Origin of the sequence: Methylobacterium sp. PvP105 (assembly GCF_017876975.1) — a bacterium.
GTDB lineage: Bacteria > Pseudomonadota > Alphaproteobacteria > Rhizobiales > Beijerinckiaceae > Methylobacterium > Methylobacterium radiotolerans.
In genome coordinates, this window is sequence record NZ_JAGIPA010000005.1 from 1 (window position 1) to 22,668 (window position 22,668).

Annotated in this window: 27 protein-coding genes and 1 pseudogene; 13 read left to right on the forward strand and 15 right to left on the reverse strand. The window is 69.3% G+C overall.

What is annotated here, in order from left to right:
* Nucleotides 1-302 precede the first annotated feature (302 nt).
* A complete protein-coding gene (locus tag J3A75_RS33580) occupies nucleotides 303-596 on the forward strand; it encodes a hypothetical protein (RefSeq protein ID WP_209651212.1) in 294 nt (97 codons plus the stop codon).
* A 378-nt stretch (nucleotides 597-974) separates the two neighbouring features.
* Here the strand turns inward: J3A75_RS33580 and J3A75_RS33585 are convergent, their stop codons facing one another.
* Nucleotides 975-1,205 carry a DUF6894 family protein gene (locus J3A75_RS33585; protein ID WP_012329751.1) on the reverse strand — a complete coding sequence of 77 codons (231 nt, stop codon included), beginning with the start codon at nucleotides 1,203-1,205 and terminating at the stop codon, nucleotides 975-977.
* A 600-nt stretch (nucleotides 1,206-1,805) separates the two neighbouring features.
* Here J3A75_RS33585 and J3A75_RS33590 point away from each other — a divergent pair.
* The 7 genes from J3A75_RS33590 to J3A75_RS37150 all read left to right on the forward strand — a co-directional run bounded on the left by J3A75_RS33590 (nucleotide 1,806) and on the right by J3A75_RS37150 (nucleotide 6,777).
* A complete protein-coding gene (locus tag J3A75_RS33590; RefSeq protein ID WP_234742211.1) occupies nucleotides 1,806-2,630 on the forward strand; it encodes a B12-binding domain-containing protein in 825 nt (274 codons plus the stop codon).
* A gap of 104 nt (nucleotides 2,631-2,734) precedes the next feature.
* Nucleotides 2,735-2,956 carry a hypothetical protein gene (locus J3A75_RS33595; RefSeq protein WP_024827250.1) on the forward strand — a complete coding sequence of 74 codons (222 nt, stop codon included), beginning with the start codon at nucleotides 2,735-2,737 and terminating at the stop codon, nucleotides 2,954-2,956.
* Nucleotides 2,957-3,299: 343 nt separating this feature from the next.
* Complete coding sequence (locus J3A75_RS33600) at nucleotides 3,300-3,989, forward strand: hypothetical protein (protein ID WP_209651213.1); 690 nt, start codon at nucleotides 3,300-3,302, stop codon at nucleotides 3,987-3,989.
* A gap of 253 nt (nucleotides 3,990-4,242) precedes the next feature.
* Complete coding sequence (locus J3A75_RS33605; protein WP_012329754.1) at nucleotides 4,243-4,662, forward strand: CopG family transcriptional regulator; 420 nt, start codon at nucleotides 4,243-4,245, stop codon at nucleotides 4,660-4,662.
* A gap of 65 nt (nucleotides 4,663-4,727) precedes the next feature.
* On the forward strand, nucleotides 4,728-5,978 hold the full coding sequence (locus J3A75_RS33610; RefSeq protein WP_029358998.1) for an alpha/beta hydrolase family esterase: 1,251 nt from the start codon (nucleotides 4,728-4,730) through the stop codon (nucleotides 5,976-5,978).
* A 345-nt stretch (nucleotides 5,979-6,323) separates the two neighbouring features.
* Nucleotides 6,324-6,602 (forward strand): hypothetical protein, encoded by a 279-nt coding sequence (locus J3A75_RS33615; RefSeq protein ID WP_182179692.1) that lies wholly within the window; start codon nucleotides 6,324-6,326, stop codon nucleotides 6,600-6,602.
* Nucleotides 6,603-6,645: 43 nt separating this feature from the next.
* Complete coding sequence (locus J3A75_RS37150; RefSeq protein WP_012329757.1) at nucleotides 6,646-6,777, forward strand: hypothetical protein; 132 nt, start codon at nucleotides 6,646-6,648, stop codon at nucleotides 6,775-6,777.
* Nucleotides 6,778-7,052: 275 nt separating this feature from the next.
* Here J3A75_RS37150 and J3A75_RS33620 read toward each other — a convergent pair whose 3' ends face one another.
* The 8 genes from J3A75_RS33620 to J3A75_RS33655 form a co-directional block, all read right to left on the reverse strand.
* A complete protein-coding gene (locus J3A75_RS33620) occupies nucleotides 7,053-7,862 on the reverse strand; it encodes an IS5 family transposase (protein WP_209650163.1) in 810 nt (269 codons plus the stop codon).
* 408 nt (nucleotides 7,863-8,270) lie between these two features.
* On the reverse strand, nucleotides 8,271-8,639 hold the full coding sequence (locus J3A75_RS33625) for a hypothetical protein (RefSeq protein ID WP_012329758.1): 369 nt from the start codon (nucleotides 8,637-8,639) through the stop codon (nucleotides 8,271-8,273).
* 290 nt (nucleotides 8,640-8,929) lie between these two features.
* The gene (locus J3A75_RS33630) at nucleotides 8,930-9,274 is read right to left on the reverse strand and encodes a hypothetical protein (RefSeq protein ID WP_024827244.1); all 345 of its coding nucleotides are present in this window, start codon (nucleotides 9,272-9,274) and stop codon (nucleotides 8,930-8,932) included.
* Nucleotides 9,275-9,589: 315 nt separating this feature from the next.
* Complete coding sequence (locus J3A75_RS33635; RefSeq protein ID WP_012329760.1) at nucleotides 9,590-9,808, reverse strand: hypothetical protein; 219 nt, start codon at nucleotides 9,806-9,808, stop codon at nucleotides 9,590-9,592.
* Between the two features lie 190 nt (nucleotides 9,809-9,998).
* Nucleotides 9,999-10,271 (reverse strand): hypothetical protein, encoded by a 273-nt coding sequence (locus J3A75_RS33640; protein ID WP_012329761.1) that lies wholly within the window; start codon nucleotides 10,269-10,271, stop codon nucleotides 9,999-10,001.
* 120 nt (nucleotides 10,272-10,391) lie between these two features.
* Nucleotides 10,392-10,586 (reverse strand): hypothetical protein, encoded by a 195-nt coding sequence (locus tag J3A75_RS33645; RefSeq protein WP_012329762.1) that lies wholly within the window; start codon nucleotides 10,584-10,586, stop codon nucleotides 10,392-10,394.
* A gap of 43 nt (nucleotides 10,587-10,629) precedes the next feature.
* Nucleotides 10,630-10,992 (reverse strand): DUF6481 family protein, encoded by a 363-nt coding sequence (locus J3A75_RS36810; RefSeq protein ID WP_409518692.1) that lies wholly within the window; start codon nucleotides 10,990-10,992, stop codon nucleotides 10,630-10,632.
* Between the two features lie 107 nt (nucleotides 10,993-11,099).
* Nucleotides 11,100-11,309, reverse strand: a complete 210-nt coding sequence (locus J3A75_RS33655) for a cold-shock protein (RefSeq protein WP_012329763.1) — start codon at nucleotides 11,307-11,309, stop codon at nucleotides 11,100-11,102.
* A 555-nt stretch (nucleotides 11,310-11,864) separates the two neighbouring features.
* Between J3A75_RS33655 and J3A75_RS33660 the strand changes: the two genes are divergently transcribed.
* Entirely contained in the window at nucleotides 11,865-12,500 is a 636-nt protein-coding gene (locus tag J3A75_RS33660) for a class I SAM-dependent methyltransferase (RefSeq protein WP_012329764.1), read from the forward strand.
* Nucleotides 12,501-12,540: 40 nt separating this feature from the next.
* On the opposite strand, the gene J3A75_RS33665 is transcribed toward J3A75_RS33660, so the two are convergent.
* Both J3A75_RS33665 and J3A75_RS33670 read right to left on the reverse strand, forming a co-directional pair.
* A complete protein-coding gene (locus tag J3A75_RS33665; protein ID WP_059408514.1) occupies nucleotides 12,541-13,980 on the reverse strand; it encodes a carotenoid oxygenase family protein in 1,440 nt (479 codons plus the stop codon).
* Between the two features lie 244 nt (nucleotides 13,981-14,224).
* Entirely contained in the window at nucleotides 14,225-14,956 is a 732-nt protein-coding gene (locus J3A75_RS33670) for an SDR family NAD(P)-dependent oxidoreductase (RefSeq protein WP_059408515.1), read from the reverse strand.
* 82 nt (nucleotides 14,957-15,038) lie between these two features.
* Here J3A75_RS33670 and J3A75_RS33675 point away from each other — a divergent pair, with 82 nt between their 5' ends.
* Nucleotides 15,039-15,431: a winged helix-turn-helix transcriptional regulator gene (locus J3A75_RS33675; protein ID WP_024827238.1), complete on the forward strand. Its 393-nt coding sequence runs from the start codon at nucleotides 15,039-15,041 to the stop codon at nucleotides 15,429-15,431.
* Nucleotides 15,432-15,527: 96 nt separating this feature from the next.
* Here J3A75_RS33675 and J3A75_RS33680 read toward each other — a convergent pair.
* Nucleotides 15,528-15,677: pseudogene (locus tag J3A75_RS33680) on the reverse strand (ion transporter); the annotation flags it as partial.
* Between the two features lie 327 nt (nucleotides 15,678-16,004).
* On the opposite strand from J3A75_RS33680, the gene J3A75_RS33685 reads away from it, so the two are divergent.
* Entirely contained in the window at nucleotides 16,005-18,041 is a 2,037-nt protein-coding gene (locus J3A75_RS33685) for an ATP-binding protein (protein ID WP_312897012.1), read from the forward strand.
* Nucleotides 18,042-18,475: 434 nt separating this feature from the next.
* The gene (locus J3A75_RS33690; protein WP_024827237.1) at nucleotides 18,476-18,781 is read left to right on the forward strand and encodes a hypothetical protein; all 306 of its coding nucleotides are present in this window, start codon (nucleotides 18,476-18,478) and stop codon (nucleotides 18,779-18,781) included.
* Nucleotides 18,782-19,010: 229 nt separating this feature from the next.
* Here the strand turns inward: J3A75_RS33690 and J3A75_RS33695 are convergent, their stop codons facing one another.
* Nucleotides 19,011-20,264 (reverse strand): cation:proton antiporter, encoded by a 1,254-nt coding sequence (locus tag J3A75_RS33695; RefSeq protein ID WP_029358992.1) that lies wholly within the window; start codon nucleotides 20,262-20,264, stop codon nucleotides 19,011-19,013.
* Between the two features lie 83 nt (nucleotides 20,265-20,347).
* Between J3A75_RS33695 and J3A75_RS33700 the strand changes: the two genes are divergently transcribed.
* Nucleotides 20,348-21,640 (forward strand): DUF2254 domain-containing protein, encoded by a 1,293-nt coding sequence (locus J3A75_RS33700; RefSeq protein ID WP_012329770.1) that lies wholly within the window; start codon nucleotides 20,348-20,350, stop codon nucleotides 21,638-21,640.
* Here J3A75_RS33700 and J3A75_RS33705 read toward each other — a convergent pair.
* Entirely contained in the window at nucleotides 21,637-22,407 is a 771-nt protein-coding gene (locus J3A75_RS33705) for a potassium channel family protein (RefSeq protein WP_209651214.1), read from the reverse strand. The genes J3A75_RS33700 and J3A75_RS33705 overlap by 4 nt on opposite strands.
* A gap of 28 nt (nucleotides 22,408-22,435) precedes the next feature.
* A complete protein-coding gene (locus J3A75_RS33710) occupies nucleotides 22,436-22,621 on the reverse strand; it encodes a hypothetical protein (protein ID WP_043342450.1) in 186 nt (61 codons plus the stop codon).
* Between the last annotated feature and the right edge of the window lie 47 nt (nucleotides 22,622-22,668).

A 22,668-nucleotide genomic window follows, 5' to 3' on the forward strand; every position in this document is an offset into this window, starting at 1 on the left:
TTCTGCTGGGGGTGAAACAGGTTCGACTGGGCGGTAAAGGGATCGCGAGTTCTGTCCTGCCTCGGCAGGGTAAGATGCGGCTTTCGGTAAGGACTCGACCGGTTCGGCGCGGGCAACCCCCGTTCCGAGCACCTGACCAAAACTCTAAATGCCAACGACAACGTCGGCATGGAGATGCGCCTCGCGGCGTAATCTTCCGGGGCGTGGGTACGCCTAGCAACAGAACCCGAGGCTTCGGCCTCGGGACCCGCCTTTATCGTCTGCCAGGTTCAGGGTTGCGGCTGGGCAGATCGGAGCGTCGCTTGAACGAGCCCGAACAGGGCAGTGCGGAGGCCGTCTACATCTCGGCCCTGGTCGGCGAGATGATGCGGCGCGTTCTGGAGGACGCTCTCGCCGAACTCGCGAGAACCCGCGGCGCTGCCTTCCTGGAAATCTTCGTGTCGCGCGAGCTGGCCCGCTGCGCCGACCTGTTCCGTGGCCGACCCGGCGATACGCCCGAGATGACGGACATGTTGCGGGCTTGGTTTGCCATGGAGGGTGGCGAAGCGCTGCGAGCCGTGGTCGATCGTGCCAGCGTCGAAGCGGCGCGTGATTGAGGCGCTCCAGAGATGGGCCCGCCGCCGGCCTTGTCGACGATCATCGCACGGCGGCGCTTCTCGGAGCGCTGCGCACGGACTTTTCGGGCAAGTCTCGTCTCACGATCGTTCGGACCGTGATGGCGGCAGTCGATGACGGCATCTTGAGCCACAGAACCCCGGATTCTCTCTGGCTCGGTCGGCGGCCGGGGCGACCGGAATTGCCGCGGCGATGAGCTTGCGCAGCTCTGCCCTGGGGTCTTCCTGCGACCGGCCGAGCGCGGAAGGGCCGCCGTCATCCGCGATGCGGCAATCGCCGCACCCTTGCCTCGCGACACGTCGATCCGACTTCGCGACCAGGGCGCGTTCGAGCGCATCGCCGTGGAACGGCCAAGTGACCTACAGATCTGTCGCCGAGAAGTTGGCGCTCGCGCTCATCACGAGCTTGCCCGCTTCGTCGTAGGCTCGGGCGGTGAACGCGTTCACCTCGGTGCGATACCCCTCATCGCGCAGGATGTCGGTCAGCAACCGGCGAAGGGTATCTCGCAGCGCGTCCCGACCGGACAGTTGTACCCCTTCGTCGTCCCTGACCGTGATGCGATCGGATGTGACGATGAAGTATCTCGGCATCGGGCTCTCCGCCGACTGACATAGCAGCGCACATCACGCGGCCACCGGGGCCCGGTCGTCCTGCTCGCCATTGTCGACGCTCGCACAGCGGCGGCCCCTGGGCACTCACCTGGATCAGTCGCTGCGGTGCGGGGTGACCGGCGGTGCGGAACAGGATCGACCTCGGAAGCCGTGCCCACGATGCGCAGCGCGCTCTGGACCTGCTCCGCCGCCGCGCCTCACCTCAGACCGGTGCGGGCCGCTGTGGCGTGTCCGAAGGGTTCCTCGCCTCGCCCGGCCCTTAACCCGGGGAACGGAAGCCGCGTGTCTCCGCGCGGAGTCGAACGCGCGGAGACACGCGGCGGCGTCTATCTCCCGTTGCCGCCGAGCGTCGCGGACGGCTCCCGTCGCGTCGCGGGCCCGACGGGAACCTGCACTCGAGGCGGCAGTTCTGTGCCGGCACCGATCTGAAAAGTCGGCCACGGCATCGTCGAGCAGGAGTCCCGTCAGGCCGCAGCCGGAGCGCTTCTCGAGCGTGTGGAATTATAGTTCAGCATTCGAGTTGCCTATCGCTCGATCAAAACCTATAGTGCCGTGTCGGCGGGGGGGCCAATGCCTGAGATGGCTGGGATCGGTGTCGCGCACGCCTGCGCCGACCGACAGACTCGGTCCGCGCGCGGAGCGGCCGCACGCAACGCGGCCGTCATCCAGGCCGGCCTCGCCCGGATCGTCGAGGACGAGATCCTGCCGCGTCTCACGCTCGCGCATCAGGCGGATCCGCCGTCGCGTGCATCGACGACGAGATCGCCGATGCCTGACCGCGTCGCCGCTCTCGCTCGGGCGCTGATGGCGGGCGACTCGCACGGCGCGTGGGTCCGCGCGATTCTGGAAGAGGGGCTCTCGCTCGATGCGCTGCTGCTCGACCTGTTCGCACCCGCGGCGCGGTATCTGGGCGCGCTGTGGGAAGACGATGCCGCGGATTTCCTCGACGTGGCGGTCGCGCTCGGTCGTCTTCAGAACCTGACCCGCGCCCTGTGTGCGGATCTGGAGGGCGTGGACGTGACGGCGAACGGGCGCCGGGTCCTGCTGATGCCCTGTCCCGGCGAGGCCCATCTCTTCAGTCTCGCGCTCGTGGCGAGCTTCTTCCGCGAGGCGGGGTGGCACGTGGTCCTGACCGACGGAGCGGACGAGGATCCCGCCAGCCTGGTTCGAGCCGAACAATTCGATCTGGTCGGCATCTCGCTGTCGTGCGACGTCCTCCTGCCCGTGATGGCGGAGTCCGTGGCGAAGTTGCGCGCCGCGTCGTGCAACCGGGACTTGCGCGTCATCGTGGGTGGTCCGCTGTTCGTGCGCGAGCCTGCCTGCGCCAGCTTCGTGGGCGCGGATGCCGTCGCCGCGGACGCGCAATCGGCCGTCAAGATCGCGGAGGCCGCCTTGGCCCGCTGATTCCGTGCGGTCAGGCGCTGGTTCCGGCAAACCGGCGCCGCGCGGATCTCTTCTCATCCGGACGGTGTTAAAGATGTCGTGGTTGAGAGGTAGAGATCCAGAATTTGCAGGGGTTCGACGAGCAATTGGCGCTCGAATTCGTCCGCGGCCTCGTACAGTCGGCCGTGGCACGAGGCGTCGATCCGGCCATTCGACTCGATCAGTTTCGGGCGCTGCAGCAAGCTGTCGTCGCTCTATCGCGGGATCCTGCCGTCGTTCGCGCCAGTGAGCAGCTCATCCGGGCGATCGACTGCGTTCTCCACGAGCTGACCGCGGTGAAATCGTAGGCGGATCGGACGGGTTCTGCGGCGACGAACGGGGTAGGGCCGCCCGCGCGCAGCTAGCGACGCCCACGATCGACCATCCGTTTCGATGCACGCCTCTAGGCTTCGCCGAGCGTGCTCCGGCGTGAAGACTGTTCCGAAGCGCGGGCCCGACGCGGAGATGTTCGCCACGCTCTGCCGTTCTCAAGGTCGCGTCGGGTCGTTGTCTCAAGATCAGGCGCCTCGACGCGCGTCAGCGGCTGTCGGCCGGGCCTGTGCCGAGCCGGGGCGCGGCGACCGGGCGAACTCCAGGCCCGCGGTGACCGGCCGTTGCGGACACCCTGCAAGTGCCCTATCGGCCGCGACGATGCCCGACCGATCCCTCCGCGCCGTCCGGTCCGACGATCTCATGGCCGAGGTCGGCGCGCGCCTCCCCCTCTTCGATGACCTTTCCCCAGACACGATTCAGCGTCTGTCGGCCGAGGGCTTCGGGCGCGGCTTGCTGACGGCGTCCTTGCGAGCCCGCCTGCGCAAGGCCGGATTCCCCGATCTCGGTCATCTGGCCCAGTCTTCACCGGTCGCGATCGCCGCGATCAGAAAGTTCGGCCCCGTCCGGGTCGAGCGCGTCCGACACTTCATCCTCGACACGCTGGCGCGCTGGCTCCCGCGCGCCCGGGAGACGCACACCCACGAGGCGACGCGGGCGCGGAGGCTCGACCGGCTGCGCGGGCTGTCAGCCGGATGCCTGCCCCTCGCGGCGGGTCAGATCGCGGCGCTCCGCTTCGAGGACGGGTCCTGTGCGGACATAGCTACGTGCTCGCGTCTCTGGCTCCTCCGGACAGGCGCCGTGACATCCGATGACGTGGACCACGTCGTCGCCGCGCTCACCCGCCTTGCTCGAGCCTCCGATCCGGGCCCTCCGCGCCCCCTGGAGGAGGCCGGGGCTGCACCGGCGGGCGACGCCGCGGCAATGGCGACCCGTCGTGCCGCTCTGCTGGCGGAGCGGGACCGCGAGTGGGACGAGGCCGCGCCGACCAAGGGCAGGCACCGGACTTGACCACTCCTCCCGATCCGAGATCGGGTCGGACCGCGCGCCGCCAGGTGCCGTCGAGACGGCCCGGCTCGATCCGACGTGAGCCCGTTCGGGTCCCTGGGCGCGCCGCCCGGCGCTTCGTGAAAGACCCGGCGAACGGCCTGTGAAGGGGCATGATCCCGCCCATCCGAGACGGGCGCGCAACGCCCCCCCTTGCGCCGCCGCGCGCGCTTACCATCTTCAGACCATCCAACGGGATGGTCCAGGGATGGATAGAATGGCGGATAAGGTGCACGATCTGCGACCCAAGCTGCCGGACAGCGAGAAGATCACGCTCAACCTCGGGTTCGTCGACCTCGGCCACATCGACCTGATGGTCCGCGACGGCTTCTACGCCAACCGTGCCGATTTCATTCGAACCGCCGTGCGCAATCAGATCGAGCGCCAGGGCGAGGCTGTCAGGCAGTCCGTCAGCCGGAAACAGCTCAGCCTCGGCCTGTCGCACTACACGAAGCAAGCGCTCGAGGCGGCGCGCGACGCGGGCGCGCCGCTGCATATCCAGGTGCTCGGGCTGGCCAGCATCGCCCTCGACGTCACGCCCGAACTGGCGCGCGCCGCCATCGCCTCGGTCGAGGTGCTCGGCGCCTTCCAGGCCAGTCCCGCGGTCAAGGCCGCGCTCGCCGACCGGACGACCTGACGTCTTCCCGCCGACGCGACTGGAGATTCCGCCGCGCCCGCTCTCCCTTACCCAGGACCTGTCCGATGGATCACACCACGAAGACCGCCTTCGCGCGCTTCGCATTCCCGAAGGTCGACCCGGCCCGTGCCGCCCGTGCGGCGGAGGCGATGGCCAAGCTTCACGAGCGGCAGGCCGCGGCGTTCAAACTGTGGTCGGAGGCGGGTCGGAGCGCCGCGGAGGTGCGGACCGCGGACGCGGCCGACATCCTCGACATGGTCGCGCCCTCCGCTCCCGGCGAAGCCTGGGTCGCGCCGGAGACAACTGGAAGTCGTTCGGGCCGGCATCCCCACGCCGAACTCGGAGGCGACATCGCCGGCAACGTGATGCGCACCATCCAGGAGGCGCTGGCGAAGGCCGGCGTGGACCCGGATCGCGACGGGCGGAGCGGCGCGACGCCGGCCCCGGCCGGGCTTCCGGAGGGGGCACGCTTCGAGGCCCGCACCTTCACCGGCGCGGCCGGGACCCGGAACTACAAGGTCTACGTACCGAGCGGCTACACCGGCCAGGCGCTGCCCGTCGTGGTGATGCTGCACGGCTGCACGCAGAACCCGGACGACTTCGCCGCAGGCACGCGGATGAACGCGGTCGCCGAGGCGCGCGGCGTCCTCGTGGTCTATCCGGAGCAGCCGCGTTCGGCCAACATGCAGCGGTGCTGGAACTGGTACGAGCCCGGTGACCAGCAGCGGGAGGGCGGCGAGCCCGCCCTGATCGCCGGCATCGTCCGGCAGGTGATCGCGGAGTTCTCGGCCGATGACAGGCGCGTCTACGCGGCAGGCCTGTCGGCAGGCGGGGCCGCCGCCGCGATCCTGGCGATGACCCACCCCGATTTGTTCGCGGCGATCGGCGTCCATTCCGGCCTGGCCTGCGGTTCCGCGCGGGACGTGCCCTCGGCCTTCGCGGCCATGAAGGGCGTCGGCGCGCCCGCGACGGGGGAGCGACACGCCGTGCCGCTGATCGTGTTCCACGGTGACCGCGACCGCACCGTGCACGCGGCCAACGGCGATCGCGTGACCGCGCAGGGGCCTTCCGATCCGGAGCTCCGCACATCCGCGACCCAGGGCCGGACACCGGACGGAGTGGACTACACCCGCACCGTCCGGACGGACGCGTCCGGCCGCGCCGTCGTGGAGCAGTGGGTCGTGCACGGAGCCGGGCACGCCTGGTCGGGCGGCAGCCCGGCCGGCTCGTTCACCGACCCGCGCGGCCCGGACGCGAGCCAGGAGATGATCCGCTTCTTCCTGGAGCACGCGCGGGCGACCGGTGCCAGACCCTGAGGCCTGCCGGTCCGTCGGCTGCATCGTCCCTGCCGGATCGCGCAACCGATCGCTTCGATCGCGGCCGATCGGCGCTCTCGCGCCGATCCCGCGCGTCTGACGGACCCTGGCCGCAGGTCCCGAGCGGACCTGTCGCGCCGCGCGCCGGGCCCGCTGCCCGGTCGATCGCGGCAAGCTCCGCCCCAGGCCGACGAAGAAGCCGATCCCGGCGGGCCGCGGGGGCGCCCCCGGGTCAGGACTATCTTTGTCCGTCATGAAAGCGCAGAGTGCCGACATCACCGGATCGGTTGATCCAGGCTCCGGTGGCTGAGGGTCCATGCCCCCGCCTGCAACGGACAGGCGCGCGTGGCAGACCTCATCACCTTTCCCGCCCGGCCCCGCTCACGACACGCGCGCCGCGCCTATCAGGTCCATCGGCTCGCCCCGACCGGTGGCGTGCTCACGACTTGCGTCATCACAGCGCGCAACGACGGCGATGCCAAGCGGCAGCTAGCGGGTCTGATCGCGGGGCATCATACCGAACTCTGGGCAAGCGACCGCCTCGTTGCCGTCTTCGGCGCCTTCGAGACCCCGATCGCGACCGCAATCCGGTTGCTCCCAGATCAGCCGACGCCCGAACGGTGAAGACAACTCCGTCCGGTCCGTCATCGTATCGAGGAGCGAGATCATGGCAGCGGAACAGAAGCGCGGAAATCGCGAAGTCAAGAAGCCGAAGAAGCCTGTGCCCAAGACCAATGCCTCGGCGCCCTCGGTCAAGGGCTCCGTCGCGGCGGCCATGAGGCCGCCCCGGAAGGCCTGAGGGCGATGCTCGCTCGTCACGGCCAAGCCGGGTGGTAGAGCCCGGCCAACCCCGGCCATGCCCGGTGATGCGGAAGCTGGCCCGGTTGGTCGTCCGTATGGCGCAGCGACCCGGCCTCCTCGAGAGCGGCCGGCTGATCGATCAACTCACCGATCTGGAAACCGAGGGCTTGGCCCGGAATATTTCGTGGCGGTCCATCGAGACAATCAGAGCTACGCGATTGAAGCTGCGCGTCGAGGGCCTGATACCGAAATCGTCTCTGCCGCTAGAGGCTGTTATGAACCTGTGGCCATTTGAGCGGCCTGTCTGAGCATGAGGCAGACGAAAGCGACGAGGTGCAGGTCTGCCAGGGTGCTGGCATAGCGCTCGTAATCTTTGACGAGCCTGCGGAAGCGGGTGGCCCAGGCAAAGGAGCGCTCCACGACCCAACGGCGTGGGAGCAGCACGAAGCCGCGCTTAGCCTCGGGCAGCTTCACCACCTCCAGTGCGATGCCATGCTCGCGGGCGGCTGTGGCCGGCTTCTCGCCCGTGTAGCCCTGATCGACGAAGGCGACCTCGACGCTCTCGCCGGTGGCCGCCTGCACGGCCTTGGCCAGCCGGCCGACCTGAGCGCGATCATCGGCATCGGCGGGCGTGACGTGCAGCGCCAGGAGATGGCCGAGGGTGTCCACCGCCATGTGCAGCTTCGAGCCCTTCTTGCGCTTGGCCCCATCGTAGCCGGCCCGCTCGCCGCTCTCGGGCGAGGAGCGCAAAGTCCGGCTGTCGAGCACAGCCGCCGTCGGCTCCGGCGCGCGACCCGACGCCGTGCGCAGCACCGCGCGCAGATCCTCGGCCAGTTGCTCGAAACAGCCGGCAGCCAGCCAACGCTGGGCCTGCTGATACACGGCAAACCAGGGCGGCAGATCATGCGGCATCAGCCGCCACGGGCAGCCGCTTCGCACCACGTAGCGCAGGCCGTTGAACACCTCGCGCAACGCATGCTCACGCTGACCGGCATCTTCACGCAGCAGCGTCAGGTAGGGCGCAACCAGCGCCCACTCCTCATCGGAAACGTCGGACGGATACGGCTTGCGGGGAGCGCTCATCCCCGCTCATCTGAGCACAGACCCGCCCCAGGTCCATAACAGCCTCTAGCTCCCTGATCGCTGTGCGATGATCGATCGTGAGACGTGCTTGGACGCGCTGCGAGCGCTCATCGTCCGGGCGGACCCGGCCGAGCTCGCGGCCGCTCAGGATAGCCCGCAGCGCTTCATCCTGCGCGACGACGGTCCGGAGCGACGGACAGCGGTCCTCGACGGCCTCCGCGCCGAACTCCCGTGCGAGACGCGGGCCGGCTCCCGCTCGCGCGAGCAGCCTTCACACGGTCCGCCCCGCGATGATCGAGCGGACGCGCACCTTGGCAGAGGCCACGACGGCGTGACGCGCCGCCGCCGGCCGAACGCCCGCGGAATCGCGCCCTCGTCCTTCGAGGCACGGATGCCCCGCGTCGCCCGTCAGATGCCGATGCTCGCCGCCCCGGCGGCGGCCGCCTGCGGAACGGTCGCGCCGTTCCGCAACGCCATCGCTATGGCGATCGACATGGTGTCGATGGCGAGCGCGCGATCCTGCCCGTAATCGTAGGAGCTGTTTCTCCCGGAACTCAGCCGCGCGTAGTAGGCGTCGGGAAATTCCCGATCGATCCGCGTTCTGAGAAGCTGAGCTGCCGCGGCGTAATTGGCTTCGAAATCCCGGCCCTTGCTCGCCGATGCCCCCTCGAAGGTCCCGGCTTCCTTTCGCTTGGCGATCGCATCGGACCTGCGCTCTTGCGCGCTGCCAAGGAAAAAGTGAATCGTTCTGGAGATCAGCCACCGGATGATGGTCATCGGAATCTCCTGTGCGGGCGGCGAATGCCGTCCCGTGCGGATACATAGCACATCGCGGCGCCACCTGAGCTTAAAAATACGGGCCCGCTGATAATCGAAGTTTCCGGCAGGCCGCCGCGGTATGCTGGCCGAAGCGTCCGGCTGTCCGGGTCAAGGCCCGGGCCTGCGTCGGTCACCACGCCCATCGATAGGGGGACGCTCCGCGGCCCGCCGGGACGAGGGCCGGGCGCCCGCGCGCCTGCCGAGTCACGGCGCGTCCCGGCACCCGCCCTGGACCGCACCGCCGTCGGTCAGGGCGGGGAGATCTGCGGACCCGGATGCACCAGGGTCGTGACATGTTCGGTCGCCTTCCACACGGGCCAGGAGCCCTCGCGAACGAACATGGCGAACGCCTCGATCACGTCCGGCCGGTCGAAAGCGCGCATACCCTCACGTGCGCGCCCGACGATGCAGGCCCCATCCGCCGTATCAGCCGCGGGCGAGCGGATATCGAGCGAGAACATCACGCCTGATCGATCGGGCCTGAGCGCGTCCGGGAGGGCGTCGATCTTGCGCCAGAGGCAGTACCACCGGGCGCAGGCCTCCGGGCGTTCGCGGTAGATCTCGCAGCCCGTTCCGGTGTTGTGCCGGCACACGACCCCTGCCGGCTTGTCGAGGGCCGGGATCGCCAGAACACGGCAGCACATCGTGCAGGAACCGCATGACCGGCCGGGGACGGTGCGCTCGGGGGTCCGCGGGACGCCCTGGCTCGGGCCGCCGCAGACTCGTGCTTTGCTCGCGATCGGTCTGTCCTCGATTGCCGTCGTGCGGCGGGGATGTGGCTGATGGCGGAGATGCGAGGGGCGGGTGCTGTGCGCCAGGGCGGGCGGCTTTCCGGCGCAAGCCGGGCGCTCGGCGGGAGCGTCGGCGACGGGGGGCCAGGCGGCGCCCTGACCCGGCGGGCGGGTGGCTCAGGCCGTCGGGCGCCGCGCGTGCCGCCACGCCGCAATCGCGCTCCGTCTCGCCTCGAAGGCCGTGCGCAACCGCGTGCCCGGTGCACCCTGCCGCTCCGCGCCATAGCCGTGGAGCAGAACTGCGTCGGGTCCGAAGACACGACGCATCTCGGCGCGCCAGAGGCGGTCCGCGACGGCGAGCGTCGTCTCGGTTTCCGCGAAGCGTTCGATGTTCATGGCAGACGTCCTTACCTCATCGCCGCCTGCCACAACGCGCCGTCCTGCCCAGAGGTCCAACGCGAGCGTGATCCCGGCCGGCCGCGGTCGCGGATCGGGGGATCGGTGCAACTGGAAGACGTTGCGGGCTACGATGGGGGCGCTGCGGCTTCTTCGCGCGGTCTCGCGGCGCGGCAAGGTGGCCGTCGTGTCAGAGGGCCCGTGCGAGGCCCGCCTCCAGATCGAGGGCGCTGGCGGTCTGCTGAGAGAGGCGGACGCCCGTCGGCTCTACCGCAGCATCGGCCTTCACCGCGCGGCGCACGATCGCCAGCGCCTCGTCCTCCGAGGTGGTGATCGTCGCGTAGAACATGACCAACCGGCCCGAAAGCTCCGCCTCGTCGGGCCGCGTCACCTTGAGGATGAAGGCCGTCTGATTGGGTTCGATCATCGCCGCGTCGGCCGAGTGGGTGTCCTTCGTCGTCATGGATCGCAAAGGCCTCGCTCGGTCCGCCCGGGGACGCCCTCAGCCGGGCCGATGCGTCGTGGCGGACGCGCGTCACGGAACGCCACGCGGTCGTCCGCGGGCCCGTCCGCCCGAGACGATTCAGGCAGGCGTGAGCTCGCCTTCCCGCACGGCACGCTCGCCGCTCGCGGACTTGATACGGTAAGTCGGCTCGCCGGAACGGTCGTCCGGCGTCAGGCGGATCACCTCGAAGAGCCCGTCGACGGTGCTCTTATTGCCCGCGTAGCTGATCCCCAGCTGCCGGACATGCTGGCCGATCTTGAACTTGTGAGACATGGGTCGTCCTCCGGAGTGATGGCGCGTGCGGGCCGGGTGCGGCCTAGCGGCGTGCGCGCGCCTTGCGGGCCGCAAACCGTGCGTCGCGTGCAGCCTTCTGTTCGGCAGCGCGGGCAACCTGCTGCTCCGCCTTCTCGGCAGCCAGACGGTCGGACTCGGCCGCGGCGCGGGCCCGCGCGGCCTGGACCTCAGCCTCGTGCTCGACCGCGGCGGCCAGACGAACGGCTTCCCGTTCGGTTGCCCGGAGGTCTCGCGCCTGGATGACCGCGTGCCGCGCGGCTTGCCGAGCGAGGAGGCCCGGATCGTCGGCCGCGGGGCGCGCCCGGAACCGGGCCAGTGTGGCCTGCCGCGCTCTGGCCGTCTCTGCGAGACGATCGACGAGGTGATCGGTTTTCAAAGGTTTCACGAATTCTCCGCAGGCGCACCGGACGTCGGCCCTGGTGGCGGGACATGGATGAAGCCGCTCCGCGACGGGAACGGCTTCGACGGGCGTCTGGGGCTGACGCGTGAGACTCAGGCGGCCTGAAGGCTGCCGGCCGACTGCTTGCCGGTCCGCCGATCGGTCTCCATCTCGTAGGAGACTTTCTGGCCCTCGTTCAGGCCTTGCATGCCGGCGCGCTCGACGGCCGAGATGTGGACGAACACGTCCTTGCCGCCGTCATCCGGCTGGATGAAGCCGAAGCCCTTGGTGTCGTTGAACCATTTAACGGTGCCGATGGTCATAGGTATTCCATATCAGTGAAGGCAAATAGATAGGGCGGGCGCGTGGATCACACGCGCCCGGTCGCCGGATGTCGAAAATGGGAGAGATGCAGAACGCTCGCCCTGTTGAGGCGATACGGCCGGATACCTGGCCAAAAATCGATGCTGTATCTGTACGCCATCGATGTGACGATGACAAGTACATTGAGAAAGTGCGCGATTTATGCCGGGCCGAGCGGCGATTATTCATCCCGAAACTTCGCGCCGCGTTTCCCGTGAACGGCTCGGACGAAGCGGCTTGTCGGCCCGCGCTCCGGCGTTCGGCCGGCCGATCTCCGACGGCGTCAACGGCCGGTCCGGTGTGATGAGGAGCGCCCCTCCAGCGGGCCGGACAAGCGGCGGCAACGTCGTCTCCGACCCGTGACGCCGTCCGTGCCCGCACCCCCGACGCTGATGCGGCGACGTGGACACCTGGCCGAGGGGCGGCCGGGCTCTCTCTAACGGCGCACGCAATCCACGGTTTGGGCGCCGGCTGTCGGAGCCGGCGCGCCGTTCGACCCGGAGGCGCGCTCGCCGATGACGCAGGATCTGCCGGACTTTCCCCCCGAGGCGTTCGCCAAGCACGACCGCGATCCCGATCCCGCGTTCTACGCGCAGCCGCGCTTCGTGACCCATATCGATGCCGCCGCCATCGGGGCGGTCACCGACCTCTACAGGGAGATCGTCCCGGCGGGCGGCGACGTCCTCGACCTGATGTCGAGTTGGGTCAGCCACCTGCCGGACGAGGTCGGTTATGCCAGCGTCACCGGCCACGGCCTGAACGCGGCCGAACTCGCCGCCAACCCGCGCCTGACCCGGCATTTCGTGCAGGACCTCAACGCCGAGCCGCGCCTGCCGCTCGACACGGCCTGCGTCGACGCCGCACTGATCTGCGTCTCGGTCCAGTATCTCCAGCGCCCCGTGGCCGTCCTGTCCGAGATCGCGCGCGTGCTGCGCCCCGGCGCCCCGGCGGTGATCAGCTTCTCGAACCGCTGCTTCCCGACCAAGGCGGTGGCCATCTGGACAGCCCTCGACGGCGCGGGACATGCCCAGCTCGTCGGTCTGTACCTCCAGCGCGCCGGCTTCACCCGCGTCGAGAGACGCGTCCTCAAGCCCGCGGGAGGTCCCGGCGACCCGGTGACGGCGGTGATCGGCCGGACGGCCGCGGCCTGAGGGCCCGGCAGCGGCCGGTCCCGGCACCGCACCCGGCCCCTCAAGCCGGGGTGCGCGCCGGGAACCAGTTGCCGTGGAAGCCCGGCGGGATCCGGTGTCCGAGGCGGACCCGGGCCACGGGCGGGGCGTCGAACGCGCGCGCGTCGAGGACGGTGAAGTCGGTCGCGTCGCGGGCGGTGTCGATGACGAGCCCGACGAGCCAGCCCTCGTCCTCGCCGGACCCGGTCCGCGCCGGGACGAAGACGAACTCCCCCGGGACGTGATCGGGGCCGAAGTCGTGCACGTGGCGTTCGCCCGTCTCGAGGTCGTGCTTGTAGAGCTGCGTCGCACCGGCGAGCTGCGTGTTGCCGTCGGCCGGGACGCTGACCGTGTAAACGTAGCGGTGGCGCTGCCCGAGGCGCCGCTCATCGATGCGGGGGAATTCCTGCGCCGCGGGGTCGGTCACGCGCCGCTCGACCCGACCCGTCGACGGATCGATGATCCAGCGTTCGAGCCGGCCCGGTGTGTCGAGCCCGCCCCCGGGCGAGGCGAACACTGTCCCGTAGGCGATGACGTCGAGGATCACCCGCCCGTCGGCGTCGTCGTAGGCGTTGGCGGTGTGGAACACGAAGCAGGGCTCGACGGCGCACCAGAGGATGTCGGCGCCCTCGCCCTGTCGGGGGAGGAGGCCCACGCGGGCCCCGTGGTCGGGGTTCCAGCGGAACGGGAAGCGGTACCCGGCGAGCAGGGCCCGGAACGAGAACGTGACGGGCAGGTCCAGCACGATCACGAAGCGCGCGGTGATCGCGCAATCGTGGATGCAGGGGCCGTGCGCGACCGCGACCGGCACGTCGCGCACGACCTGCCCGCTCGGTGCGAGGACGACGTGGCGCACGCTCTCCCAGACGCGGCCGTCATACGCGACGGCGTGAGTCTCGCCGGTCAGCGGGTCGCGGTGCGGGTGCCCGGTGAAGGAGCCGGCCAGCGTCCCGTCGAACGGGTTGTAGCGCTGCTCCTCCAGGGTGCGCGCGAGCTCGACGGGGAAGCTGCCGGCCTCCACCACCGCGAAGATCCGGCCGCCGATCTCGACGACGTTGGTGTTGACGGTGTCGTTGCCGCCCCGCCGCGGCCCGGGCGCCGCTGGCCGCTCGAGCGCCGTGGCGGCCGTGCGCGAGTTGATCCAGCGGTTGCGATACCACAGCGCCCGGCCGCCCTCGAGCGCGAGACCGTGCACCATGCCGTCGCCGAGAAACCAGTCGTGACCCCGCGTCGCCGGGCGGACGGGGTTGGCCCCCATCTTGAGGTAGAGGCCGTCGAGGCCGGGCGGGATCGCGCCGGTGACGGGCAGGTTCTCCAGCGTCAGCTCCGCGCGCATCGGTTCGTGAACGCCGACGACGAAGGGGTTGGCCGTTCCGGGCAGGCGCAGCCGGTTGCACGCCGCCAACAGGCCGACGCCGACCTCGGCGACCGCGCGGAGGGCCGACTGGACTCGGTTCGGCATCGGCGGCGCTTCCAGGATCGGGCGGCGGGCACGAACGACATCGGCGCGAAGCCGCACGGGCCCCTCCCGCCGAAGGGAGCCGCGCGCGCTCCACGGCGCACCATACCCGAAAGCGGCGAGGCTGCGCCGCCGGATTCCGCTGCAGCGGGAGAGGGCGAGCGTCTCAGTCGGGCGGTTTGGCGACGATCCGCTTCGGGGACGCAAACTGGCCGAAGCGGACACGCTGAAACCGGGGTTGGGGAAGCTAGACTTGTCGCATCCCGCCATCGACGCACAGTTCGGCTCCCGCGACAAAGCTCGCCTCGTCGCTAAGGAGGAACAGCGTGGCCGCTGCCACCTCCTCAGGACGGGCCATCCGGCCGAGCGGGATCGGCGCGATCAGCCTGGCCCGCCCCTCCTCCGGCACGCTCGCCATCATGGCGGTGTCGGTTGGGCCGGGGGCCACAACGTTCACGCGGATGCCCTGTGGGGCTAGTTCCGCTGTCCATGTGCGTGCGTAGGAACGTAGCGCCGCCTTTGTCGCGCAATAGGTCCCGTACGGCGTGATGCCTGCGGCGTCGGCGATCGATCCCATCAGAACGACGGACCCACCCTGCCCCATCACCCCCAGAGCGGCCTGTAGCCCGAAGACGGCCCCACGCACGTTGACGGCAAAGTGCCGGTCAAAGTGCTCCGGCGTCCCGTCGCGCAGGGTCGCCGGTTCCGAAATGCCCGCGTTGAGGACGAGCGCGTCGATCCGGCCATGCGTCTCCCGCACCGTCGCGACGACGCGGTGCAGATCCTCCTGTAGGGCTGCGTCTGCGACGAGACCCCGCGCCCCTTTCCCGATCCTCGCAGCGGCGGCCTCGACCTCGTCGGTGCGCCGCCCGGTGAAGACGACCGACGCGCCCTCGATCGCCAGCCGCTCGGCCACCGCAAGGCCGATGCCCTTCGCCCCGCCGACCACGAGAGCAACTTTGTCCACCATGCGGGCCATCAGGGCATCCCTTCATCCGTGATGGCCTCAGAGATACAGAACGTATATCTGCTATCAAGAACGCACTTAGGTTAGCCTAGATATGGTCGACGATACCGATCTCGATGCCGCGTCCGAGTGCGCGCTCGCCAACATGGCGCGGGTCCGTCCGGTGTTGGACAAGATCGCCGACAAGTGGACGATCCTGATCCTCACGGTGCTTTGCCCGCGACCGGCCCGGTTCAACGCGATCAAACGGCGGCTCGATGGCATCACGCACAAGGCGCTAGCGGACGCGCTGAAGCGGCTGGAACGCAACGGTCTGGTGACCCGGACAGTGCTGCCGACCGCTCCAATCGGCGTCGAGTATGCGATCACGCCACTTGGCCATTCACTACGTCAGCCCTTCGAGGCGCTCTGCTCATGGGCCCTCGACAATGGTGCAGCGATTGAGGCGGCCAATTGCGAGCATGACAGCATCAAACCGAAGCAGTGAACGTCGGCTTTCGGTGTGAAAGATCTCGAGCCGCCATGTCGTATAAGGGGCGCCAGCAGAGTCTCGCCGCAGGTATCGAGCGCCCGATTATGACCGTTAGTAGGCCCCATCCTCGAGGATGTTCAGGATGTTGCCGCACGCCTTGCAGTACACAGCATCCTGCTCGCGACGCTGCAGCCCGCAAGCGGTGCAGGGGAAGCGCACCTTGTAGGGGCGGAACACGACCTGGGCGAGGCGGAAGAGCACTCTCTATCGGTCGCCCGACTTTCCGAACCGGCTGAGCCCGCGAACGGGGCACCAGCTAGTGCGTTCCAGTCCATGGGGGAGAGGGAGCCACAGGCCTCGCAGGGGCCAGGTTTCCGACACGATAGCCAAGCTTGGTGACGATGCGGAACCGCGACGAACGACGCGAGAGACTCGAGCAGGAGACATTACCGAACCCAGCTTGGTCGACGCGGAATGATTGAGTGCCACCGCCGCGGACCGGACCTTTCGGCGGAGCCAGCCGGGTCCGCTTCCAAAGCTCACTTGATCGCGTGGGCAAGCGGCATCGTCGGCTTCGCGACCGCCCTGATGGTGTTGGCCGGCTGGGCCTTCGACGTTCCAATCCTAAGACGCATCATTCCCGGTCAGCCGCCGATGGTCATCCTGACCGCCGTAGGCACGCTACTGCTCGCAACCTCGATCCTGTCTGGCACGTTCGTCGGCGCATTTCGTTTGCTGCGCCGGTCGAGGCGATGGACCGCCGCATCGGCTGCGGCGATCGGCATCGGAGGGCTCCTGCAGTACGTCCTGCCGCTTCCGGTCCGGCTCGACGACTGGGTGCAGCGCCTTGTCTTCGGCCCGCTCAAGCCCGGGAGCGGCATGGCCCTGTCGACGGCCGCCAGCATCGTGGCGGTCGCGACCGGTCTCCTTCTCAAGGAAGCGTCTCGCCGCCGGCTTAGGGATCTTGGCACCCTCGTAAGCCTCGTGGGCTTCGTCATCGCGGCAGTAGGGGCACTCGGTCACTTGTACGGGCTCGGCGCCCTGCATCAGGAGGGTCCGTTCTCCCGCATGGCCCTCGTGACCGCGGTCGCCCTGAGCATCCTCGCGGTCGGCGCGCTGGCGAGCCGGCCACCTTCTCCCTGGATCGCGCCGGTGCTCGGCACCGGCGAGGCGGGTGCCCTGACGCGTCACCTGCTTCCGGCCGTCGTGTTGGCGCCGTTGTTCCTGGGCTGGGTTCAGCTCAGCGCCGTTCGCGCCGACCTGATCGAGGCCGAGACCGGCACGGCGCTCCTCGTTTCCGTCCTGACCCTTTGGCTGGCGGCGCTGGCCATACGCATGGCGCGCAACGTCGACCGACGCGCGGTCGCGGAGCGGCGATTGCGGGAAGCGCTGCAGGGAATGAACGATGCCTTGGAGCGGCGCGTCGTCGAGCGCACGCAGGAGCTCGCCGACGCGCAGGACGCGCTGGTGCAGGCCCAGAAGATGGAGGCCATTGGCCAGCTCACCGGAGGTGTGGCGCACGATTTCAACAACTTGCTGACCATCATCCGCTCGTCGGCCGACTTCCTGCGCAGGCCGGATCTGCCCGAGGAGCGACGGCGTCGCTACCTCGACGCCGTCTCAGACACGGTCGACCGCGCCGCGAAGCTGACGGCGCAACTGCTCGCCTTCGCCCGTCGCCAGGCGCTCAAGCCCGAGGTGTTCGATACCCGCGAACGCATCCGAGGCATCGCTCAGATGATCGACTCCCTCACCGGCGCCCGCATCCGGATCGTGACGACCCTGGCCGAGGGCAACTGCGCGGTGCGCGCCGACCCCGTGCAGTTCGAGACCGCGCTGGTGAACCTCGCGGTGAATGCGCGGGATGCCATGAACGGTGAGGGCACGCTCACCATCGAGATGGCCTGCGGACGCCCCAAGCCCACGATCCGCGGCCATGCGGGCTCGCCAAAGCCCTTCGTGGCGGTGTCCGTTTCCGACACCGGCTCGGGGATCGCGAAGGAGCAACTCGCCCGGATCTTCGAGCCGTTCTTCACCACGAAGGAGGTCGGCAAGGGCACCGGGCTCGGCTTGAGCCAGGTCATCGGCTTCACCAAGCAGTCCGGCGGGGACGTGGACGTGGCCAGCGTGGTCGGGCGAGGCAGCACCTTCACCCTGTACCTGCCCCAGGCTGAAGCCAGGCCGTACGAGGGAGAACCCGTCCTCGAACCGGAGGCAATGCCTCTGGAGCAGGCCAACCAGTGCATCCTGGTCGTCGAGGACAACGTCGAGATCGGCCGGTTCTGCACGCAGATCCTACAAGACCTCGGCTACGGCACCGTACTGACCCAGACGGCGGAGGCGGCGCTCGCCGAGGTCGAGGCCGTGCCGTTCCGCTTCGATGCGGTGTTCTCGGACGTCGTGATGCCGGGGATGGGTGGGGTCGAGTTGGCCAAGCGCCTGCGGGCGATCCACCCGGAGATGCCGGTGGTGCTGACCTCCGGCTACAGCCACGTGCTGGCCCGTGACGACACACACGGCTTCGCGTTCGTGCGCAAGCCCTACTCGGCCGAAGAGATCGGGAAGGTCCTTCGGGCGGCCACGGCACGGCATCCAAAGGTGCGCCATACCCTGGCGGCGTCCTAGATCCACCGGTGATGATCGTAGGAGCCGATCGGCACCGTCTCGTGGCGTTGCGCGTCCCTACAGCAGATCAACCGGGGGGCACGGGGGATCCTTGGCGAGCCGAATTGAGTCGAGGACAGGACGGCTGCTTTCGGGATGCGCCGACTGCGAACCTAGCGGCTGGGTTGGGTCGAGAGCACCCTGACCGCTCAGCGCTGGCGCCCCGTCGTCGCCCGCCTTGCTGACAGAGGCCGCCGAAGAGAGGGCGCGCCGCATTCCGAGCACGCCGCCGACGTGTTCCGGTCTCAGGAAGAACCCGGCGCTGCGATAAGACCTCACGCCCGCGTGAACACTGCGCCTCGCGGAGAAGCCGGCTGGGTGACCGTGTCATCGGAACGTCGCATCGGCTGGCGGGTTTGTGACCCGGCCGGAAGGGTGAGGTGCAGGGAAGCGGTATGGCATCGATCAGAGAGATCGCAGAGACGCTGAGAGCGATCGCCACCCCTGGGATGACGCCGAAGGCGATCCGTTCTGCGATCCGTGAACGGCATCCGGAGGCGAGGAAGAAGGAGATCGTTCGCGCCGCGTTCCACGCCCTGACCGAAGCGCCGCGCGTCGGAGACGGTGCGACCGCGGAACTTCACGATTTCGCGCTGGCCGAGCGCATCGCCGAGGACAACGCGGACGTGGTGTTGAAGGTGAGCAAGCGCAGAAGGAAGAAGCGCTTGCCGGACGCATCGGAGCGCTCGCCGGCACACTGAACGAGGCAGGCAGTTCCCGGCTGTTGCGCCCTGAAGGCCGGCTACCGGGATATGTTCCTACGGCGGCGGCGGATCGAGAGCCGGGTGGCCGCTCGGGGTGGATCCCACCGTTCTGCGTCCGGCAGGCCGCGCATCTGAGCGACGTTGTCGCCCGCACGTCACGCTTCTCAACCGAGCCCTCGGGGTTCCGTCCGCCAGCTCGCATCGACGGAGAGAGATTCGGCCACAGTCAGCTCGCTCGGAGGGTCCGCCGTGCTACGAGGCCGAGGGTCGATCCCTGCACGATGATGGTGAACAGCACCACGGCGTAGGTCGCCGCCAGGATGGCGGGCTTGGCCTCGCTCTCCGGGATCGAGAGCGCCAGCGCCACCGAGATGCCGCCGCGCACGCCCGCCCAGGTCAGGAACGGCACGTTGCCGAGCGAGAGGTTGCCGCCCCAGCGGAACGCGAGGACAGGCGTCGTGACCGCCACGAGGCGCCCGACGAGCACGATGGGCACTGCGCAGGCTGCCAGCGCCAGCCCGGAGACCTGGAAACGCAGGACGAGCACCTCGAGGCCGATCAGGAGGAACAGGACCGAGTTGAGCACCTCATCGACGAGCGTCCACAGGGCCGAGACGTACTTCTGGGTGGTGTCGCTCATCGCGTAGCGCGGCGCGCGCTCGCCGATCAGCAGCCCGGCGGCGACAACCGCGAGCGGGCCGCTCGCCCCGATCTTCTGCGCGATGGCGTAGGTCCCGGTGACGAGGGCCAGCGTGATCAGCACCTCCACGGGGAAGTCGTCGATGGCCTTCATCGCTCGGTAGGCGACGTAGCCGGTCACGATGCCCAGCAGCACGCCGCCCCCGGCCTCGTGGAGGAGCAGCGTCGCCACCCCGCCCGCGCTCATCGCCTCGCCACCGCGGCCGGACGCGACGGCGACGAGCACCGTGAACAGCACGATGCCGATGCCGTCGTTGAACAGCGCCTCGCCCTGCATCTCGACTTCGAGGGCTTCCGGCACCTCCACGTTCTTCAGGGTGGCCAGCACCGCCACGGGGTCGGTCGGGCTGATCAACGCGCCGAACACCAGGGCCCAGGCGAGGGGCACCGGGCTGCCGAGCGCCTGCCCCGCCGCCCAGAAGGCCGCACCGACCGAGGCGCTCGAGATGACGGTCCCGAGCAACGCGAGGGTCGCCACCGCCATGGCCCGCTCCCGGAGCGCCCGGAGGTCGAGGTTCAGGGCGCCGGCGAACAGCAGGAAGGCCAGCATGCCGTTCATGACGACACCGGTGAAGTCGACCTGGTCGAGGACGCGGGTGAGGTCTTGGTAGAGGTGTTGCGCCGGGAAGGCGACGTCGACGAGCACGAGGGCGAGCGAGGCGAGAAGCCCCATCACGAGCAGGCCGATGCTGTGCGGCATGCGCAGGAAGCGGCGGTTCAGCCAGCCGAACAGAGCCGACAGCGTCAGCAGCATCGCGGCGAGGTCGAAGATCGAGATCAAGGCGTGTCCTTCCCGCCAGCGGTCTTCCGGAACGCCCCATCGTGCCGGTCGTTGCCGGGCTCGAAAGGGATCGGTCCGCAACGATGAACGCGCGCGTCAAAGCCTGGCTGGAGATCCTCGGCGACCTGTTCTGGCTCCGCCCGGCCCTCGTCGTCCTCGGCTGCATCCTGCTCGCCCAGTTCGGTGTCTGGCTGGAGACGGCCCACGTCGCCGGCTTCGATCCCTCCTCGCCGGACACGAACTGGGGCTATTCGGGCGGGGCCGAGGGCGCGCGGGCGCTGCTCAGCGCCATCGCCTCCTCGAACATCGGGGTTGCCGGGACGACCTTCTCCATCACCATCGCCGCCCTGACCCTGGCCTCCGGTCAGATGGGCCCCCGACTCCTGCGTAACTTCATCCGGGATGGCCGCAACCAGACCGTCCTCGGCATCTTTCTCGGTGCCTTCGCCTACGCGCTGATGGTCCTGCGCACGGTGCGGACGGTGGAGGAAGACCCGTTCGTCCCGCACCTCGCCATCACCGGCGCCCTCGTCCTCGCGCTGGTTGCGGTCGGCACGCTGGTCTGGTTCGTCCACCACATAGCCACGAGCATCAACATCGAGACCGTGGTCGACGCCGTCCAGCAGGACCTCTGCAAGGCTATCGCGACCCATACCCGGGACGAGCCGGGGGCCGACCGTCCCGGCAATCCTCCGACCGGAAGGGCCGTGGCCGCGACGGGCGGCGGCTACGTGCAGGCCCTCGACGAGGACGCCTTGGCCGACTGGGCCCACGAGCGCGGGATCTCGGTCACCCTGCGGGTACGGCCCGGCGACTACGTGCCGAGCGGTTTCCCGATCGCGGTTCTGTCCGCGCCAGTCGAGGGCGCCGAGACCGCCATTCTCGACGCGGTGACGCTGGGGCGGCGTCCCGCCGCGCTCCAGGATCCGGAATACTCGGTCCGGCAGTTGGTCGAGATCGCGGTCCGCGCCCTCTCGCCCGGCATCAACGACCCGTTCACCGCCGGCAGCGTCGTCGACCATCTCGGCGACGCGCTGTGCCGGATCGCGCCGCGGCACCTGCCCACCGGCGTGGTGCTGCGCGCGGGTCGCACCGTGCTGATCCATCCCGTCACGGACTACGACGGGCTGTGCGACGCCATGTTCCACATGATCCGGCAGAACGCGGCCGGGTCGGTCCACGTCCTGGGCCGGATGCTCGACGTGCTCGCCCGCGTCGCCGAGGTCGAGAGGCGGCCGGATCGGGCGGCGGACCTCGCCCGGCATGCCGGCCTCGTCATCGCCGCCGCCCGCCGCGACGTGGCGGACCCGTCCGACCTCGCCGACCTGGAGGATCGCTACTGCCGGCTCCGCGGCGCTGCACCCGATGGCGGCTAGTACGCACCCTCGTCGGGGATGTTCAGGATGTTGCCGCAGGCCTTGCAGTGCACGGCGTCCGGCTCGTGGCGCTGCAGCCCACAGGCGGTGCAGGGAAAGCGGACCTTGTAGGGGCGGAACACCACCTGCGCGAGGCGGAAGAACAGCGTCACGCCGCAGATCATCACGAAGACCGACAACAGCCGGCCGGTCGGTCCCGGAAGGGTGATGTCGCCGTAGCCCGTCGTCGTGAGCGACGTCACGGTGAAGTACAGGGCGTCGATCGGTGTCTGTATGGCTGGGTTGGAGCCGTGCTGGGTGGCGTAGACGATGCCGGTCATCGCGAAGACGAAGACCACGAGGTTGGTCGCGGCCAGGATCGCGTCCTCGTTGCGGCGGAACAGCCCGCTATCCTGCCGCAGCCGCTCCAACAGGTGATAGGTGCGCAGCATGCGCAGCGTCCGCAGGATGCGCAGGAAGCCGACGCTCTCGACCAGCAACGGGGCGAGGAACGAGGTCACCGCCACGAGGTCCGTCCAGGTGCTCAGGTGCCGGAACTCGCGCAGCGGTGCGCGGCTGATGCGCAGGCGGGCGGCGAAGTCGAGGAGCACGCACAGACCCACCGCCACGTCGCAGGCGACGATCCAGGGGCTCAGCGGCAGGAACGAGGTGACGACCACGAAGGCGATGGTCGCCACGTCGAACACGAGCAGGGCGTAGCGGAAGCGGTGCGCGCGTCCGGTGTCCTCCTCGTAGAGTTCGCGCAGTGTCGCGGTGAACATCGTCATCGGTCGTCGGGCCGGAAGGGGCTGGATCTCAGGAATCCCGCACGATGCCGTACCCGGCCACGGCGCCTTCGGCACCATCCGAAAGCCACGACAGCAGCATCAGCATTCCCATCCCGAGGAGCAGGACCCCGGTCAGAGCGAGTATGAGATCGGACAGACGGCCCTCGATGGCGCCGGGACGGCGCCGCGGGAACTGACGGGGCATGATGCTCACCTGGTCCTCGGATGTCGGAGAGGTGACCGCGGCAGGATGGAACGCGG